This window comes from Streptomyces sp. NPDC101152 (genome assembly GCF_044768275.1).
Taxonomy (GTDB): domain Bacteria; phylum Actinomycetota; class Actinomycetes; order Streptomycetales; family Streptomycetaceae; genus Streptomyces.
Window position 1 is genome coordinate 14,939 of record NZ_JBIWPO010000071.1, and the last position, 15,578, is coordinate 30,516.

The window sequence follows — 15,578 nt, forward strand, 5'->3', positions numbered from 1 at the left end:
GCGATGACCAAGGTCACGATGGCGCAGGCGCTCAACACCGCCCTGCGCGACGCGCTGCGCGAGGACGAGAAGGTCCTCGTCTTCGGCGAGGACGTCGGTCCCCTCGGCGGGGTGTTCCGCATCACCGACGGGCTGACCCGCGACTTCGGTGAGCAGCGCTGCTTCGACACCCCGCTGGCCGAGGCGGGCATCGTCGGGCTGGCGGTCGGCATGGCGATGGGCGGGTTTCGGCCCGTGGTGGAGATGCAGTTCGACGCCTTCGCCTACCCGGCATTCGAGCAGATCGCCTCCCAGGTCGCCAAGCTGCGCAACCGCACCCGCGGACGGATCGGCCTGCCGATGGTGATCCGCATCCCGTACGCCGGCGGGATCGGCGGAGTGGAGCACCACTGCGACTCCAGCGAGGCCTACTACGTGCACACCCCCGGACTGAAGGTCGTCACCCCCGCGACAGCGGAGGACGCGTACTGGCTGTTGCGCGACGCGGTGGCTGACCCCGACCCCGTCGTTTTCCTGGAGCCGAAGAAGCTGTACTGGTCGCGCGAGGAGGCCGGCCTGCAGACGCGCAAGGCGCCGCCGTTCGGCCGGGCCGCGGTACGGCGGGCCGGCCGCGACGCCACGGTGATCGCCTATGGTCCGTCGGTCCCGGTGGCCCTGGCGGCGGCCGAGGCGGCCGCCGCCGACGGCATCGACCTCGAGGTCGTGGACCTGCGCACCCTGGTCCCCTTCGACGACGAGACCGTCACGGAGTCCGTCCGCAGGACGGGGCGCTGTGTGGTCGTGCAGGAGGCCCAGGGCTTCGCCGGAGTGGGCGCGGAGATCGCCGCGCGGGTCCAGGAGCGCTGTTTCCACTCGCTGGCCGCGCCCGTTCTGCGGGTGGCCGGGTTCGACATCCCGTACCCGCCGCCGAAGCTGGAACACGCCCACCTGCCCGGCGTCGACCGGATCCTCGACGCCGTCGACCGCCTGCAGTTCGCCGACGAGCCGGACACCCGCCACCTGCTGAAGGGAGCGGTCGCATGAGCACCGCGACGGCGCAGGAGCAGCTGTTCCGGCTGCCCGACCTCGGCGAGGGACTGACCGAGGCGGAGATCATCGACTGGAAGGTCGCCGTCGGCGACACGGTGAGTATCGACCAGATCGTGGTCGAGGTGGAGACCGCCAAGGCAGCCGTCGAGGTGCCGGTGCCCTACGCGGGCACCGTGCTGCGGCTGCACGCCGAGGCCGGCGGCGCGCTGGCGGTGGGCGAACCGCTCATCACCGTCGGGGAGCGTGCCTCCGGCGGGGGAGAGGACACCGGCTCACGTGCGGGCGAGCTGGCTGCCGAGCGCTACCGCGAGGAGGAGCAGGCCGGATCCGGCAACGTGCTGATCGGCTACGGCACCGGACATGAACCGGTGCCCCGCCGTCGCCGCCGACGCACGGCCAGGACGTCCGCCGGCGGCGCGGCCGGGGCGCCCGCCGAGCACGCGCCCCGAGCCATCTCGCCCCTCGTACGGCGCATGGCCCGGGACCACGGCATCGACCTCACCGCCCTGCAGCCTTCCGGTCCTGCTGGCGTCGTCCTGCGACGGGACGTGGAGCAGGCCCTCGCCCAGGGCGGCGGGAGCCCGGAGGAGGCCGCCCCCCGGGCGGAGCCGGTCTCGAGCGGTCCCGTGCGCATACCGTTGCGCGGTGTGCGCCGGGCGGTGGCCGACAAGCTCTCGCGCAGCCGGACCGAGATCCCCGACGCCACCACCTGGGTCGACCTGGACGCCACCGGACTTCTCCAGGCCAAGAAGGCACTGGAGGCCGCCGAACCCGGCCGTCGCATCGGGCTGCTGGCGCTGCTGGCCCGCATCTGCGTTGCCGGTCTGCGCCGCTACCCCGAGCTGAACTCCTCGGTCGACACCGAACGGCGGGAGATCCTGCGCCACGACGAGGTGCACCTCGGCTTTGCCGCCCAGACCGACCGCGGACTGGTCGTCCCGGTCGTCCGCGACGCCCACCGGCTGACGACCGTACAACTCGCCGCGGAACTAGCCCGGTTGACCGAGCTCGCCCGCGAGGGGAACCTGCCCCCCGACCGGCTGACCGGCGGGACCTTCACCCTGAACAACTACGGCGTCTTCGGCGTCGACGGCTCGACACCCATCATCAACCACCCGGAGGCGGCGCTCCTCGGCGTGGGACGCATCGCCGACAAACCCTGGGTCGTGGACGGCGCGCTCGCCGTACGCAGGGTCACGCAGCTCTCGCTCAGCTTCGACCACCGGGTCTGCGACGGCGGTTCGGCCGGAGGCTTTCTGCGCTTCGTCGCCGACTGCGTCGAGCGACCGGCGACCCTGCTGGCCGACGTCTGATCCGACTCGTCTTCTCTCCCCTCCGATGGGGCCCACTACACCCACTTACCTACCGAACGTTCGGCCTGGAGCTTCATGTCCATCGACCAGCACCCCGACTTCTTCGCCCGCCATGCGGACCTTCTCCACCAGGCGGTGGAACGCACCACCGACCGCGGCTACTGGACGCCCTATCCGGAAACCCCCGCAGACTCCGCGTACGGAGCCGGAGCATCCGAACGCGGAGAGACCCGTTTCCGTGATCTCCTCGACCGGCACTTCACGCTCGACGGGCACCCCACCACCGGCACCGTCCCGGCCGCCGAAGTCTCGCCCTACGGCTTTCCCCTCGGCATCAGCTACCCCCACCTGGTGCCCGAACTCGCCGTGGTGACCGCCAAGGCGGCGGCCACGGCCTGGCGTGCCGCGAGCCCCGACGTCCGCGCCGGCGTGGCGGCCGAGATCCTGGCCCGCCTGAACGCCGCGAGCTTCGAGATCGCCCACGCCGTCCAGCACACCACCGGCCAACCCTTCGGGATGGCCTTCCAGGCGGGCGGCCCAAACGCCCAGGACCGCGGACTGGAAGCAGTGGCCTACGCCTGGGAGGCACAGCTCCGCCATCCGGCCACCGCACGCTGGAGCAAGCCCCGGCGCCGCGGCGGAGCGCTGGTCATGGAGAAGTCCTACACTCCGGTCGGCCGTGGCGTGGCGGTCCTCATCGCCTGCAACACCTTCCCCACCTGGAACGGATACCCGGGATTCTTCGCGAGCCTGGTCACCGGCAACCCGGTGGTCGTCAAGCCGCACCGGCGGGCCGTGCTGCCGCTGGCGATCACCGTGCGGATCGCCCGCGAGGTGCTGGCGGGGGCGGGCTTCGACCCGGACGTGGTCCTGCTGGCCGCCTCCGGTCCCGAGGAGCGCACGGCTCCCGCCCTGGCCACCCATCCCGATGTACGGATCGTGGACTTCACCGGTTCCAGCGAGTTCGGCGACTGGCTGGAGGACAACGCCCGTCAGGCCGCCGTCCACACCGAGAAGGCCGGCCTGAACGCCGTCGTCGTGGACTCCACGGACGACTACATCGGAATGCTGGGCAACCTCGCCTTCTCACTGGCGCTCTACAGCGGCCAGATGTGCACCACCCCGCAGAACATCCTGGTGCCCCGCGACGGCTTCCCCACCGACCGAGGAAGGCGCACGGCGGACGAGTTTGCCTCCGATCTGGGCTCGGCCCTGGATGACCTGCTCGGCGACCCGGTCCGCGCGGCCGCCACCCTCGGAGCCATCGTCAATGGCGGAATCCTCGCGCGCCTGGAGGAAGCGGCAGCCCTCGACCGTACCGCCCATCCCTCGCGGGCCGTGACCCACCCTGACCATCCGGACGCCGTCGTGCGCACCCCGCTGGTGGCCCGGCTCGACGCTGAGGCCGACGTCAAGACCTACACGAGCGAGTGGTTCGGACCCGTCGCCTTCGTCATCGCCACCGACGACACCGCACACTCCCTTCACGTCCTGCACGACACCGTACGGCGCCACGGCGGGCTCACCGCCTGCGTGTACGCGTCCGACGAGGGTGTTCTGGCGGCTACCCGTGCCACGGCCCTGGAAGCCGGGGTGCACCTGTCGGAGAACCTCACCGGCGATGTCTTCCCCAACCAGTCCGCCGCCTTCAGCGACTTCCACGGCTCCTCGGCCAACCCGGCCGCCAACGCGACGCTGACCGACCCGGCGTTCGTCCACGGCCGGTTCTCGGTCCTGCAGTCCCGCCGTCCCGCCACCGCACAGGAGCACGACCATGTCTGACGAGGTCTATCTGATCGACGGCGCCCGCACGCCGCTGGGGCGACACCGCGGTGCCCTGTCCTCCGTGCGCCCCGACGACCTGGCCGCCCTCGTCGTCGGTGAGGCGGTGCGGCGCTCCGGCATCCCGGCCGAGGCCGTCGACGAGGTGATCCTCGGCGCCGCCAACCAGGCCGGCGAGGACAACCGCAACGTGGCCCGCATGGCGGTGCTGCTGGCCGGTCTGCCCCACCACGTGCCCGGATACACCGTCAACCGGCTCTGCGCCTCCGGCCTGACCGCCGTGGCCTCCGCCGCCCAGACGCTACGGGCGGGCGAGGCCGACGTCGTTGTGGCCGGGGGAGTGGAGTCCATGACTCGCGCCCCCTGGGTGATGGCCAGACCGGGCACGCCGTGGGCCCGGCCGCCCGAGGTGCTCGACACGCCTCTTGGCTGGCGCTTCACCAACCCCCGCTTCCCCGCCGACACCACCCTGTCCATGGGCGAGACCGCCGAGGAACTCGCAGCGCTGGACGGCATCACACGTCTGGAGGCGGATGCCTACGCGCTGCGCAGCCACCGGCGGGCGCAGGCCGCCCAGCGAGCCGGCCGCCTGGACCGGGAGGTCGTCCCGGTGGCGGTGAAGGACGGCGAGGTGACCCGGGACGAAGGACCGCGTCCGGACACCACGCTGGAGAGGCTCGGAGCGCTGCGCACCTCCTTCCGCAGCAAGGGAATCGTCACCGCGGGCAACTCCTCACCCCTGTCGGACGGGGCGGCGGCCCTGCTGGTGGCGAGCGGGGCGGCGGTCGAACGCCACGGGCTGATTCCCCGCGCCCGTGTCGTCACCGCCGCCTCGGCTGGGGTCGAGCCTCGCCTCATGGGGCTCGGCCCCGTGCCGGCCACCGCCAAGGCGCTGGACCGGGCGGGCTGGAGCGTGGACGACCTGGACACGGTCGAACTCAACGAGGCGTTCGCCTCCCAGGCACTGTCGGTCATCCGCAGGCTGAAACTGGACGATGAGCGGGTTAACGCCGACGGCGGCGCCATCGCCCTCGGCCATCCACTGGGCTGCTCCGGCGCACGCATCGTGCTCACTCTCCTCGGCCGCATGGAACGCGAGAACGGCCACCGGGGCCTGGCGACCATGTGCGTGGGCGTCGGAATGGGCGTGGCGATGCTGGTGGAACGCGTATGAGCACGAGCGCCGACACCACCTACGACACCCTGCTCGTCGAACGGCGCGCGGACCGGGTCGTCGTCACCCTGCACCGCCCCGAGGCGGGTAACGCCATCAGTGGCCGCATGGTTACCGAACTGCACAGCGTGTGCGAGGAGTTGGAGCACCATCCCAGACTCCTGCTGCTCACCGGGCACGGCAGTGTGTTCGCCGGCGGCGCCGACATCGCCGAACTGCGCGAACGCGGCAGGCACGAGGCGCTGCAGGGCATCAACAGCCGCCTCTTCGAACGGATCCGCAGACTGCCCATGCCCACACTGGCCGCCGTGCCCGGCTGGGCGCTCGGCGGCGGCGCCGAACTGGCCTACGCCTGCGACCTTCGCATCGCAGGCCCCGACGCGGTCTTCGGCAACCCCGAGCCCGGCCTGGGCATCCTCGCCGCCGCTGGCGCGTGCTGGCGACTGCGGGAACTGGTCGGCGAGTCGGTGGCTAAACAGGTCCTGCTGGCCGGCCGCACGCTCGACGCGCCGGCCGCGCTCGCCTGCGGACTGCTCATGGACGTCGTACCCGCGGACCGGCTGATCGCCGAGGCGCACGCCCTGCTCGACAGCATGGCCCGCTCCTCGGCGCTCGTCCTGCGGCTCACCAAGCTCGTCACCGACGCCCCAGGTGCCCACCCCGTGGCCGACGACCTCGCCCAGGCCGTGCTGTTCGAAGGCAGCGACAAGAAGGAGCGCATGACGCGCTTCCTGGAGAAGAACGGAGGCCGGACATGACCACGACACCAGCACCGCCCACCATGGTGGGCGTCATCGGCGGCGGCCGGATGGGCGCCGGCATCGCCCAGTCCTTCGCAGCCGCCGGATCGTCTGTGACGGTCGTGGAACACGACGTCGCGGCGGCGGCCACCGCCCACGACCGGATCACCGCCGGACTACGGCTGGCCGCCGAGCGCGGCTGGCTGGACCGATCCGCAGCCCGCGCGGCGGCCGACCGGGTCACCGCCGTCACCTCGGTCACCGAACTGCCCCGGGACACCCAACTCGTCGTCGAAGCCGTGCCGGAGGACGCGGCACTCAAGGCCGGGCTGCTCGCCGCCGCCGAACAGGCCGTGGCGGCGGAGTGCGTACTGGCCAGCAACACCAGCTCCCTGCCCGTGACCGAACTGGCCGCCGCCCTGGGGCGCCCGGCACGGTTCTTGGGCATGCACTTCTTCAACCCCGTTCCCGTCTCCACGCTCGTTGAACTGGTCACCGCGCCCGACACCAGCGGGGAAACCCTGACGACGGCGACCGGATGGACCCGCGCCCTCGGAAAATCGGAGATCGTCGTCAGCGACTCACCCGGCTTCGCCAGCAGCCGCCTCGGTCTCGCACTCGGCCTCGAAGCCATTCGCATGGTCGAGGAGGGCGTCGCCGGCCCGGCGGCCATCGACACGGCCATGCGCCTGGGCTACAAGCACCCGATGGGACCGCTGCGCCTCACCGACCTGGTCGGACTCGACGTACGCCTCGCCATCGCCGAACACCTGCACACCACCCTCGGACAGCGCTTCGCGCCCCCCCGGCTGCTGCGCGAGAAGGTCGCCCGCGGCGAACTGGGCCGCAAGACCGGACAGGGGTTCTACTCATGGTACTGAACGACAACCCCACCGCCCCCGCCCGCGAAGGCGCACACCAGCCCCCCGAAACCTACGGCGTGGCATACGAGGTCACCGACGCCGTGGCCGTCATCGAACTGCGCGGCCCCACGGGCGCCAACGCGCTCGACGCGCACATGCGCAGCGCACTGCTCACAGTGGCCCGCCGTCTGACCACGGACGCCGCCCGCGGAGTGAGGGCGGCGCTCATCACCGCACGCGGCAAGAACTTCAGCGTCGGACAGGACCTCACCGAACACGCCCGGCTGCTGAAGACCGCGCCCATCCGGGCGTTCGCCAACCTCCCCAATGACTACAACCCCCTGGTGAAGGAGCTGAACGCACTGCCCATCCCGCTCGTCGCGGCCGTCGAGGGCAACTGCGTCGGAGCCGGACTCGGCATCGCGCTCTGCGCCGACCTGCGCGTCGCGGCCGAGAGCACACGCTTCGCCACCGCCTTCACCGGCCTGGCACTGGCCTCCGACTCCGGAGTCGCCCGCGCGCTGGCCCGCCAGCTCGGCCCGTCACGCACCGCCGCACTCATGCTCCTCAACGAGCCCTTCTCCGCCTGGGACGCCGAACGCTGGGGCCTGGTCCAACGCGTCGCACCCGACGGCTCAGCCGCGGCCGAGGGCCTGGCCATGGCGCGCAACCTGGCCGACGGACCCACCGCCGCCTACCGGGAGATCAAAGCACTGCTCCGAGGCGCGGGCTCAACACCAGTGCAGGCGACGTTGGAACGCGAGGCCGTGATTCAACGACGCCTCGGTGCCACCGAGGACCACCACGAAGCCGTAACAGCCTTTCTCGAACGCCGCAGCCCCGCCTTCCGCGGCCACTGACCCACCCAGCCACCACCTACGACGGAGCAGCACCCCCGATGAACAACCCCAACGGCACACCTTCCGGGGCCCCAACCTCCCAGGGGGCCTTCGAGGACACCCTCGCCCGCGACCAACGCATCGAGCCCCGCGACTGGATGCCCGACGGCTACCGCGCCACCCTCATACGGCAGATCGCCCAGCACGCCCACTCCGAGATCATCGGCATGCAGCCGGAAGGCGAGTGGGTCACCAAGGCACCCTCGCTGCGCCGCAAGGCGATCCTGTTCGCCAAGGTGCAGGACGAGGCTGGCCACGGACTGTACCTCTACTCGGCGGCCGAGACTCTCGGCGCCGACCGCACCGAACTCACCGAGCGGCTCATCGAAGGCCGCCAAAAGTACTCCTCCATTTTCAACTACCCCACCCGCACCTTCGCGGATGTGGGCGTGATCGGCTGGTTCGTGGATGGCGCGGCCATCTGCAACCAGGTACCGCTGTGCCGCACCTCCTACGGCCCCTACGGCCGGGCGATGGTGCGCATCTGCAAAGAGGAGTCCTTCCACCAACGCCAGGGCTACGAACTGCTGCTGACCATGATGCGGGGCACGGTCGAGCAGCGGGCCATGGTGCAGGACGCCGTCGACCGCTGGTGGTGGCCGTCCCTGATGATGTTCGGGCCGTCCGACGACGACTCGCCCAACTCCATTCAGTCCATGGCCTGGAAGATCAAACGGCACTCCAACGACGAACTGCGCCAGCGCTTCATCGACATGACGGTCCCTCAGGCCGCGAAGCTGGGCGTCACCCTGCCCGACCCGGAACTGAAGTGGAACGAGCAGCGCGGACACCACGACTTCACCACCCCCGACTGGACGGAACTGCAGCGCGTGATCTCCGGACACGGGCCGTGCAACGACGAACGGATCGCGCGACGAAGAGCCGCGCACGAAGACGGCGCCTGGGTGCGCGAGGCGGCGGCCGCCCATGCCGCCAAGCAGGCCCACCGGGCACAAGAAGGAGCGGCGGCATGAACGAGCCCACTGCCACGGACACCCGATCTACGGCCCCCGGACGGGGCGAGTGGCCGCTGTACGAGGTCTTCGTCCGCGGCAAGCGCGGCCTGAACCACGTCCACGTCGGCTCCCTGCGCGCGGCAGACGACGACATGGCCCTCCTCCACGCCCGCGACCTCTACACACGACGTAACGAGGGGGTGAGCATCTGGGTGGTGCGCTCCGACACCATCGCCGCCTCCGCACCTGACGAGAAGGACGCCTTCTTCGCACCCAGCGGCGACAAGGTCTACCGCCACCCCACCTTCTACGCCATCCCCGACGATGTCCCTCACATCTAGGAACCGCCCCATGAGCGACGAGGACCTGCACGCACAGCAGGACAACACCCGATGGGCCTTCGGCACAGGATTCACCGATCCGCTGCACGGCATGGACCCGGCCGTGCCCGACAGCGTCGACGCGGAAGCCCTCGCGGCCTGCTGCCTGGCACTGGCCGACGACGCCCTGGTCTCCGCCCAGCGGCTCGCCGAGTGGTGCACCCGCGCCCCCGAGCTGGAGGAGGAACTGGCCCTGGCCAACATCGGCCTCGACCTCCTCGGCCAGGCCCGCCTGCTGTACGCGAGGACCGGCCGCATCGACGGTACGGGCCGCGGTGAGGACGCCTACGCGTACTACCGTGACGCGGCGGACTTCCGCAACGTAGCGCTCGCCGAACTGCCGGGCCGCGACTTCGCGTTCACCATCGTCCGGCTGCTGGTCCTGTCCACCTGGCGGCTGGCCCTCTTCGAGACCCTCACCACCGCACCCGATCCGGTCCTGGCCGCCATAGCCGCGAAAAGTGTCAAGGAACTGGCCTACCACCGCCGTTACGCCGCCGAGTGGACCGTGCGGCTCGGTGACGGCACGAGGGAGTCCCGCCAACGCATGGAAGCGGCCCTGGACTCCATCGCTTTCTGGCTTCCGGAACTGCTGAACGACCACACTGCGGCTCACCTCGGCGCCGCTCCCGCCGGTGTCGCCCACCGGACCCGGTCGCAACTCACCGAAGTGCTCGAGGCGGCCGGTCTCAAACGAGCTTGGGACGACCTCCACGAACCGCTCATCGCCGGCTCCGGCCGCGACGGAGACCACACCGAGCACCTCGCGCCCCTCCTCACCGAGTTGCAGAGCGTCGCCCGCGCCCACCCGAGCGCGGCATGGTGACACCCTCGGAACGCGCCTGGCGCACTGCCCGCGAGGTGCCCGACCCCGAGCTGCCGATGCTGACGCTCTGCGACCTCGGAGTGCTGCGCGACGTCCAGGTGACACAGGACGGCACCGTCGTCGCCCGTCTCACGCCGACGTACTCGGGATGCCCGGCTATGGCGGAGATGCGCGCCGAGGTCGCCACCCGGCTGCGGGCGGACGGCTTTCCCGAGGTCGAGGTCGTCACGGTCCTCGACCCGCCGTGGACCACCGACTGGATCAGCGCCGAGGGCCGCCGTAAGCTCGCCGAACACGGCATAGCGCCGCCGGGGACGCGGGCCTGCGGGAGACCCGTCGGGCTGCCCACGCCCGTCTTCCGGCCTTCCGCTCCGGCGGCCGTGACCTGCCCTCGCTGCGACTCGCCCGACACCGGGGAGATCTCCCCTTTCGGCTCCACCGCCTGCATGGCCCTCAGGCGATGTCACGCCTGTCTCGAGCCGTTCGAGCACATGAAGGACCTCTGACATGACCGACCCCGCCATGACCACCGCCCCACGGGCCCGCCGCCGTCCCGCCTTCCACACCCTGCGCGTCGCCGCCGTCGAGCCGCTCTGCGCCGACGCGGCCGTCCTCACCTTCGACATCCCCGACCGGCTGGCGGCGGAGTTCGCCTTTCGCCCCGGACAGTGCCTCACCCTGCGCCGCGAGTTCGACGGCCGTGACGAGCGGCGCTCCTACTCCATCTGCTCACCGGCCGGTACGCCGCCCCGCATCGGTGTGCGCGCCGTCCCCGGCGGGTTGTTCTCCTCGTGGCTGGTCCACGGCATCCGGCCGGGAGACTCCCTGCATGTGATGGGTCCGACCGGCGTCTTCACCCCCGACCTCGGCAACCCTGGTCATCTCGGCCACCATGTGCTCGTCGCCGCCGGGTCCGGCATCACGCCGATGCTCTCCATCGCCGCCTCCGTCCTCGGCGCGGACGATACCGCACGCGTCACCCTGCTGTACGGCAACCGTCGTACCGGATCGGTGATGTTCGCGGACGAGCTCGCCGACCTCAAGGACCGGTATCCGGCCCGCTTCCACCTTGTACACGTCCTCTCCCGCGAGCCGCGCGAGGCTGACATGCTCTCGGGGCGACTTGACACCGGGCGGCTCACCGAGCTGATCGACGGGCTCATCGACGCCCAGGACGCCGACCACTGGTGGCTGTGCGGCCCGCACGGCATGGTCCGCGACGCCCGTGCCGTCCTGTCTGGACTGGGGGTGCCGGCCGACTACGTCCACCAGGAACTGTTCCACGCCGACGAGAAACTTCTAACGCGGGACACGGCCGACGACGCCAGGGACGGCCAACCGAAGAGCGAGGTCACCGTCCTCCTGGAGGGCAGAGCCACCACCTTCTCCGCCTCGCGCCATCGCAGCGTTCTCGACGGCGCCCAACAGCTCCGCCCCGACCTGCCCTTCGCGTGCAAGGGCGGAGTCTGCGGCACCTGCCGAGCCCTCGTCACCCACGGCCGGGCCGACATGCGTCGCAACTACGCGCTCGAACCGGCGGAGGTCTCCGCGGGCTACGTCCTGACCTGTCAGACCTTCGCGGCCTCCGACACGCTGACGGTCGACTTCGACAGCTGAGACACGACGTCGGCGGCCATGGTCAACGGGGCATTCCAGCCGTAGGAGAGGAGCACCGGTACGCCGAAGGCCCGTCTGTGTCCTGCGACGTCTACGTCGAAGAGGCTCCGGCGCGGGTGTGGCACCTGGTGACCGACCTCGCCCTGCCGGCCCGTATGAAGTCCCGAAGTGCAGCGGAGGGAATGGCTCGACGACGCGCAGGGGCCGACCGTCGGGGCGCGCTTCGTCGGGTACAACCGGCACCCGATGGTGGGCGAGTGGCCGACCGTCTCCCACGTCGTCGAGCTGGCGGAACAGCGGGTGTTCGGCTGGGCGGTTGTCGATGCCGACGGCCGTTCGGCGACCGAAGCCAACACCCGCGAGACCTCTGGCCATGTGGTGCTTCGAACTCGTACCCGCAGCGACCGGCACCAGGCTGCGGCAGATCGTCCGGCTCGGGCCGGGCCGTTCCGGGATCAGCCTGGCGATCGACCGCGCCCCGGAACGGGAGGAGGCCACCGGGAACATGTGGACGATCCGTCACCATCACGAAGCGGGGTCCGGCTCCGTCGGAACGAGACCGCGACGCTCCGCGTCGCAGCCACAAGATTCGCTTCACCCGCGGGTGAAGGCTGCAGCACTGCGAATGATCTCCGGTAGCGGGACCGGTCAGCGGCGTGGGTCGACGACGTGGGTTCGACTTGCCTAGTGCGATTGTCGTGCGGCTCGGGTACGCCTTGCGGTTGTACCTCGACGCCGCCGCTCAGCAGACCGCGCTGGCCAGGGCGTTCGGGTGCGCACGGGTCGTGTTCAACGACGCCGTGCGTGCCCGCGAGGACGCCCGGAGAGCCGGGGAGCCGTTCCCGACGGCCGGGCAACTGTCCACATGCCTGATCACGGAAGCGAAACGGACTGCGGAACGGGCCTGGCTGGGTGAGGTGTCGGCCGTCGTCCTCCAGCAGTCCCTGCGGGACGCCGAGGCCGCGTACAAGAACTTCTTCGCCTCCCTCAAGGGCATCTGCAAGGGCCCAGACTGGGGGCGCCGAGGTTCAAGTCACGCAAGGACGCGCGGCAGTCGATCCGGTTCACCGCCAACGCCCGCTGGAGCATCACCGACGCCGGCCGTCTGAACCTGCCGAAGATCGGCGCGGTGAAGGTGAAGTGGTCCCGCAGCCTGCCCGCCGCCCCCACCTCCGCCACCGCTATCAAGGACGCGGTCGGCCGGTACTTCGCCTCCTTCGTCATCGACACCGACCCTGCAGCCGACCAGGCGCGCATGCCCGAAACCGACTGCACCATCGGCATCGATCTCGGCCTCACCCACTTCGCGGTCCTCTCCGACGGCACGAAGATCGACTCCCTGCGCTTCCTGCGGCGCGCGGAGAAGAAGCTGAAGAAGGCCCAGCGGGAGCTGTCCCGCAAGCAGAAGGGATCAAAGAACCGGGCCAAGGCCCGCCTCAAGGTCGCCCGCGCCCATGCCAAGGTCGCTGACGCGTGCCGTGAGTTCCACCACCAGCTCTCCACGAAGCTGATCTCCGAGAACCAAGGGATCGCCGTGGAGGACCTGGCGGTGGCGGGACTCGCTCGCACGAAGCTGGCCAAGTCCGTGCACGACGCCGGATGGGCATCGCTCATCGGCGTGTTGGAGTACAAAGCGGAACGGTACGGCCGCACCCTGGTCAAGACCGGCCGCTTCGAGCCGACCTCCCAGACCTGCTCCACCTGCGGCGTCAAGGACGGACCCAAACCTCTGAAGGTGAGGGAATGGATCTGTAGCGCCTGCGGCACCGTCCACGACCGCGGCACCAATGCAGCGATCAACGTGAAAACGGCCGCCGGACTGCGGTGTCAGCCTGCGGAGCGCCGGTAAGGCCAAGAGCAGTCCCGGCACTGCGCGAAGAAACAGGAAGCCACGGGTTCCCGACTGGAAACCGTGCCGCGTAGCGGCACAGCAACCGGTAGAGAAGGCCAGAATCCTCGCCCTCCAGGACGAGGAGCATGTCAATTGACGAACCACAGGGATGTGACGGGCCGATAGCGATGGACAGCCGACTCACCAGCTGGCCTTGCGGTGCAGCTCCCACATCATCATGATCGTCGAAGGGTCGAGCGCCTGCTCGCCACCGGCGATGTCGTCGCTGGCCGCGATGTACTGCCGCCCCTGCCACAGCGGGATCAGGCGGGCATCGTCGACGAGGATGTGCTGGGCCTTCTCGAAGTCCTCGACGGCCTGGCCACGATCGCTCTCCGCGCGCGAGTCGGGCAGCAGTTTGCCGGTGATCACGGGGGAGGAGTAGGGGGTACCGAGGGTGTTGTGGGTGCCGACGAAGGGGTCAATGAAGTTGTCGGCGTCGGGGAAGTCGGGGAACCAGCCGCGCCCGAACACCGGGTATTCGCCTCTCTGGTAGCCGGCGACGTACGTCTTCCACGGCCGGCTCTTGAGGGTGATGGTGAACAGGCCCGAGGCGTCGAGTTGCCGCTTGAGTTCTTCGAACTCCTTCGCTGTCTCGGAGCCGTAGCGGTCGGTCGTGTACCAGAAGGTGAGGGGGACGCGCTGGGTGATGCCAGCGTTGGCGAGGATCTTGCGGGCTTTGGAGGTGCTGGGGTTGCCGTAGGTGTCGAAGTAGCCGGCGGTGTGGCCGGTCAGTCCGGCGGGGACCATGGAGTAGAGGGGGTCGACGGTCCCCTGGTAGACCTTGAAGGCGATGGCGGGACGGTCCACGATTTGAGCAACGGCCTTACGCACGGCAGGAATTCGGGCCCATGGGGCCTTGGGGTTGAACACCAGATAGTTGATGTTGATGCCGGTTCCGTCGATCAGTTGCAGGTCGGAGGAGTGGTAGGCCTGCAGGTTGACGATGTCGGTCGCGGCGAGACCGCGGTAAGTGACATCGATCGCCCGCGAGCGCAGGGCTGCGACCATCGCTGCCGAGTCATGGAAGTAGCGGATGGTCACAGCGTCGTTCTGCCGGTCGGCGAAACCCTGGTAGTGGCTGTTGCGGACCAGTTCGGCCTGCTTGCCGTCCTGGTAGGAGCTGAGCGTGTACGGCCCCGAGCCGACCACCGACAGGTCCGTGCGCAGCGATGTGGCGGGGTAATCGTGCGGGTCGACGAGCGACATGGCCGGGGTGGCGAGCACGAACGGGAAGGTGGCGTCGGGTTTTTTGAGGTGGAAGACCACCTCGTGGCCGCCGCGTGTCTGCACCTGGTCGAGGCTGCCGAGGAGCCCGGCCGGGCCGTTGGGTGCGTGGATGGTCCGGATCCGGTCGATGGAGTACTTGATGGCCCGGGCGTCGAGTGGGTCACCGTCGGTGAACTTCAGGCCGGAGCGCAGCTCACACCGGTAGGTGCGGTTGTCCGAGTCAGTGAAGGCGCAGCTCTTGGCGGCGTCGGGTTGTGGGGTGACGGCGCCGTCGGGGTAGGCGAGCAGTGTCTGGTAGATGTTCCGGAACAGCTCCCAGGAGCCGTCCCAGGATCCGGCGGGATCGAGTGTGCTGGGGGCGCTGGTCGTGCCGACGACGATCGGCCTGTCGGCTCTCGTCCCGCTGCCGGAGGCCATGCCGCATCCGGTTGCCAGGGACAGGGCTGCGGCAGCGGCCACTCTTCGCAGGAATCGGTTCTGCTTGCCCACGCGCACACTCCTCGATCCGCTGTTGGTCGGCAGACCGTACTGAGCGCCGCCGCGGCCTGGGCCACGCCGAAGGCGCGCTGTTGCCGGAATGTGCTGCGTGGGCACCGTCATCCCGGTGTGTCCGAGACTGGGCGCCTCCCGAAGCGTCTTCTCGATCGCCCCTGTGACGTTCCCGTGACCGGGAGCGGCGATGGCCCACCTGCACCTCGTCTGCATCCACTCGTTGGCTGACAGCAACGGCCGGATGTCCCGATCCCTGTAAACCCTCATGATCGCTAGCCTCACTACCGGGAACTTAGAGCTCGCGCAGATAGGCGGTATGGGGAGCCCCAGCCGCAAGGCGGGCACAGGCCTCCGTGATCATGGAGTTGCGACGCTCTGTGATCACT

At 70.1% G+C, this 15,578-nt stretch carries 13 protein-coding genes and 1 pseudogene; 13 read left to right on the top strand and 1 reads right to left on the bottom strand.

The window, feature by feature from the left end; translation table 11 throughout:
• The first annotated feature begins 3 nt into the window (after positions 1 to 3).
• The 13 genes and pseudogenes from ACIRVK_RS41735 to ACIRVK_RS41795 all read left to right on the top strand — a co-directional run bounded on the left by ACIRVK_RS41735 (position 4) and on the right by ACIRVK_RS41795 (position 13,502).
• Positions 4 to 1,023, top strand: coding sequence for an alpha-ketoacid dehydrogenase subunit beta (locus ACIRVK_RS41735; protein WP_404256755.1), 1,020 nt, complete (start codon positions 4 to 6; stop codon positions 1,021 to 1,023).
• Positions 1,020 to 2,342, top strand: a complete 1,323-nt coding sequence (locus ACIRVK_RS41740) for a dihydrolipoamide acetyltransferase family protein (protein ID WP_404256757.1) — start codon at positions 1,020 to 1,022, stop codon at positions 2,340 to 2,342. The genes ACIRVK_RS41735 and ACIRVK_RS41740 overlap by 4 nt, the downstream gene beginning before the upstream one ends.
• A gap of 75 nt (positions 2,343 to 2,417) precedes the next feature.
• The gene (gene paaN, locus ACIRVK_RS41745) at positions 2,418 to 4,124 is read left to right on the top strand and encodes a phenylacetic acid degradation protein PaaN (protein ID WP_404256759.1); all 1,707 of its coding nucleotides are present in this window, start codon (positions 2,418 to 2,420) and stop codon (positions 4,122 to 4,124) included.
• A complete protein-coding gene (locus ACIRVK_RS41750) occupies positions 4,117 to 5,298 on the top strand; it encodes a thiolase family protein (protein ID WP_404256761.1) in 1,182 nt (393 codons plus the stop codon). The genes paaN and ACIRVK_RS41750 overlap by 8 nt, the downstream gene beginning before the upstream one ends.
• Positions 5,295 to 6,056 carry an enoyl-CoA hydratase/isomerase family protein gene (locus tag ACIRVK_RS41755; protein WP_404256763.1) on the top strand — a complete coding sequence of 254 codons (762 nt, stop codon included), beginning with the start codon at positions 5,295 to 5,297 and terminating at the stop codon, positions 6,054 to 6,056. Before ACIRVK_RS41750 ends, ACIRVK_RS41755 begins: the two co-directional genes overlap by 4 nt.
• Positions 6,053 to 6,919, top strand: coding sequence for a 3-hydroxyacyl-CoA dehydrogenase family protein (locus ACIRVK_RS41760; RefSeq protein ID WP_404256765.1), 867 nt, complete (start codon positions 6,053 to 6,055; stop codon positions 6,917 to 6,919). The genes ACIRVK_RS41755 and ACIRVK_RS41760 overlap by 4 nt, the downstream gene beginning before the upstream one ends.
• Complete coding sequence (locus ACIRVK_RS41765; protein ID WP_404256767.1) at positions 6,910 to 7,761, top strand: enoyl-CoA hydratase/isomerase family protein; 852 nt, start codon at positions 6,910 to 6,912, stop codon at positions 7,759 to 7,761. The genes ACIRVK_RS41760 and ACIRVK_RS41765 overlap by 10 nt, the downstream gene beginning before the upstream one ends.
• Positions 7,762 to 7,799: 38 nt before the next feature.
• Positions 7,800 to 8,774 (top strand): 1,2-phenylacetyl-CoA epoxidase subunit PaaA, encoded by a 975-nt coding sequence (paaA, locus tag ACIRVK_RS41770; protein ID WP_404256769.1) that lies wholly within the window; start codon positions 7,800 to 7,802, stop codon positions 8,772 to 8,774.
• The gene (paaB, locus tag ACIRVK_RS41775; protein ID WP_404256771.1) at positions 8,771 to 9,097 is read left to right on the top strand and encodes a 1,2-phenylacetyl-CoA epoxidase subunit PaaB; all 327 of its coding nucleotides are present in this window, start codon (positions 8,771 to 8,773) and stop codon (positions 9,095 to 9,097) included. Before paaA ends, paaB begins: the two co-directional genes overlap by 4 nt.
• A gap of 10 nt (positions 9,098 to 9,107) precedes the next feature.
• Positions 9,108 to 9,962: a 1,2-phenylacetyl-CoA epoxidase subunit PaaC gene (gene paaC, locus ACIRVK_RS41780; protein ID WP_404256773.1), complete on the top strand. Its 855-nt coding sequence runs from the start codon at positions 9,108 to 9,110 to the stop codon at positions 9,960 to 9,962.
• Complete coding sequence (paaD, locus tag ACIRVK_RS41785; RefSeq protein WP_404256775.1) at positions 9,956 to 10,468, top strand: 1,2-phenylacetyl-CoA epoxidase subunit PaaD; 513 nt, start codon at positions 9,956 to 9,958, stop codon at positions 10,466 to 10,468. Before paaC ends, paaD begins: the two co-directional genes overlap by 7 nt.
• Position 10,469: 1 nt before the next feature.
• On the top strand, positions 10,470 to 11,579 hold the full coding sequence (paaE, locus tag ACIRVK_RS41790) for a 1,2-phenylacetyl-CoA epoxidase subunit PaaE (protein ID WP_404256777.1): 1,110 nt from the start codon (positions 10,470 to 10,472) through the stop codon (positions 11,577 to 11,579).
• Between the two features lie 698 nt (positions 11,580 to 12,277).
• Positions 12,278 to 13,502, top strand: a pseudogene (locus ACIRVK_RS41795) (RNA-guided endonuclease InsQ/TnpB family protein).
• 109 nt (positions 13,503 to 13,611) lie between these two features.
• Here ACIRVK_RS41795 and ACIRVK_RS41800 read toward each other — a convergent pair.
• Positions 13,612 to 15,189, bottom strand: coding sequence for an ABC transporter substrate-binding protein (locus ACIRVK_RS41800; protein WP_404256779.1), 1,578 nt, complete (start codon positions 15,187 to 15,189; stop codon positions 13,612 to 13,614).
• Between the last annotated feature and the right edge of the window lie 389 nt (positions 15,190 to 15,578).

Excerpts from the sequence above, each read along its gene's own strand:
- ACIRVK_RS41755 (WP_404256763.1), top strand. The coding sequence starts at position 5,295 with ATGAGCACGAGCGCCGACACCACCTACGACACCCTGCTCGTCGAACGG.
- ACIRVK_RS41740 (WP_404256757.1), top strand. The coding sequence starts at position 1,020 with ATGAGCACCGCGACGGCGCAGGAGCAGCTGTTCCGGCTGCCCGACCTC.
- ACIRVK_RS41750 (WP_404256761.1), top strand. The coding sequence starts at position 4,117 with ATGTCTGACGAGGTCTATCTGATCGACGGCGCCCGCACGCCGCTGGGG.
- ACIRVK_RS41735 (WP_404256755.1), top strand. The coding sequence starts at position 4 with ATGACCAAGGTCACGATGGCGCAGGCGCTCAACACCGCCCTGCGCGAC.
- paaN (WP_404256759.1), top strand. The coding sequence starts at position 2,418 with ATGTCCATCGACCAGCACCCCGACTTCTTCGCCCGCCATGCGGACCTT.
- paaD (WP_404256775.1), top strand. The coding sequence starts at position 9,956 with ATGGTGACACCCTCGGAACGCGCCTGGCGCACTGCCCGCGAGGTGCCC.
- ACIRVK_RS41765 (WP_404256767.1), top strand. The coding sequence starts at position 6,910 with ATGGTACTGAACGACAACCCCACCGCCCCCGCCCGCGAAGGCGCACAC.
- paaA (WP_404256769.1), top strand. The coding sequence starts at position 7,800 with ATGAACAACCCCAACGGCACACCTTCCGGGGCCCCAACCTCCCAGGGG.
- paaB (WP_404256771.1), top strand. The coding sequence starts at position 8,771 with ATGAACGAGCCCACTGCCACGGACACCCGATCTACGGCCCCCGGACGG.
- paaC (WP_404256773.1), top strand. The coding sequence starts at position 9,108 with ATGAGCGACGAGGACCTGCACGCACAGCAGGACAACACCCGATGGGCC.
- paaE (WP_404256777.1), top strand. The coding sequence starts at position 10,470 with ATGACCGACCCCGCCATGACCACCGCCCCACGGGCCCGCCGCCGTCCC.
- ACIRVK_RS41760 (WP_404256765.1), top strand. The coding sequence starts at position 6,053 with ATGACCACGACACCAGCACCGCCCACCATGGTGGGCGTCATCGGCGGC.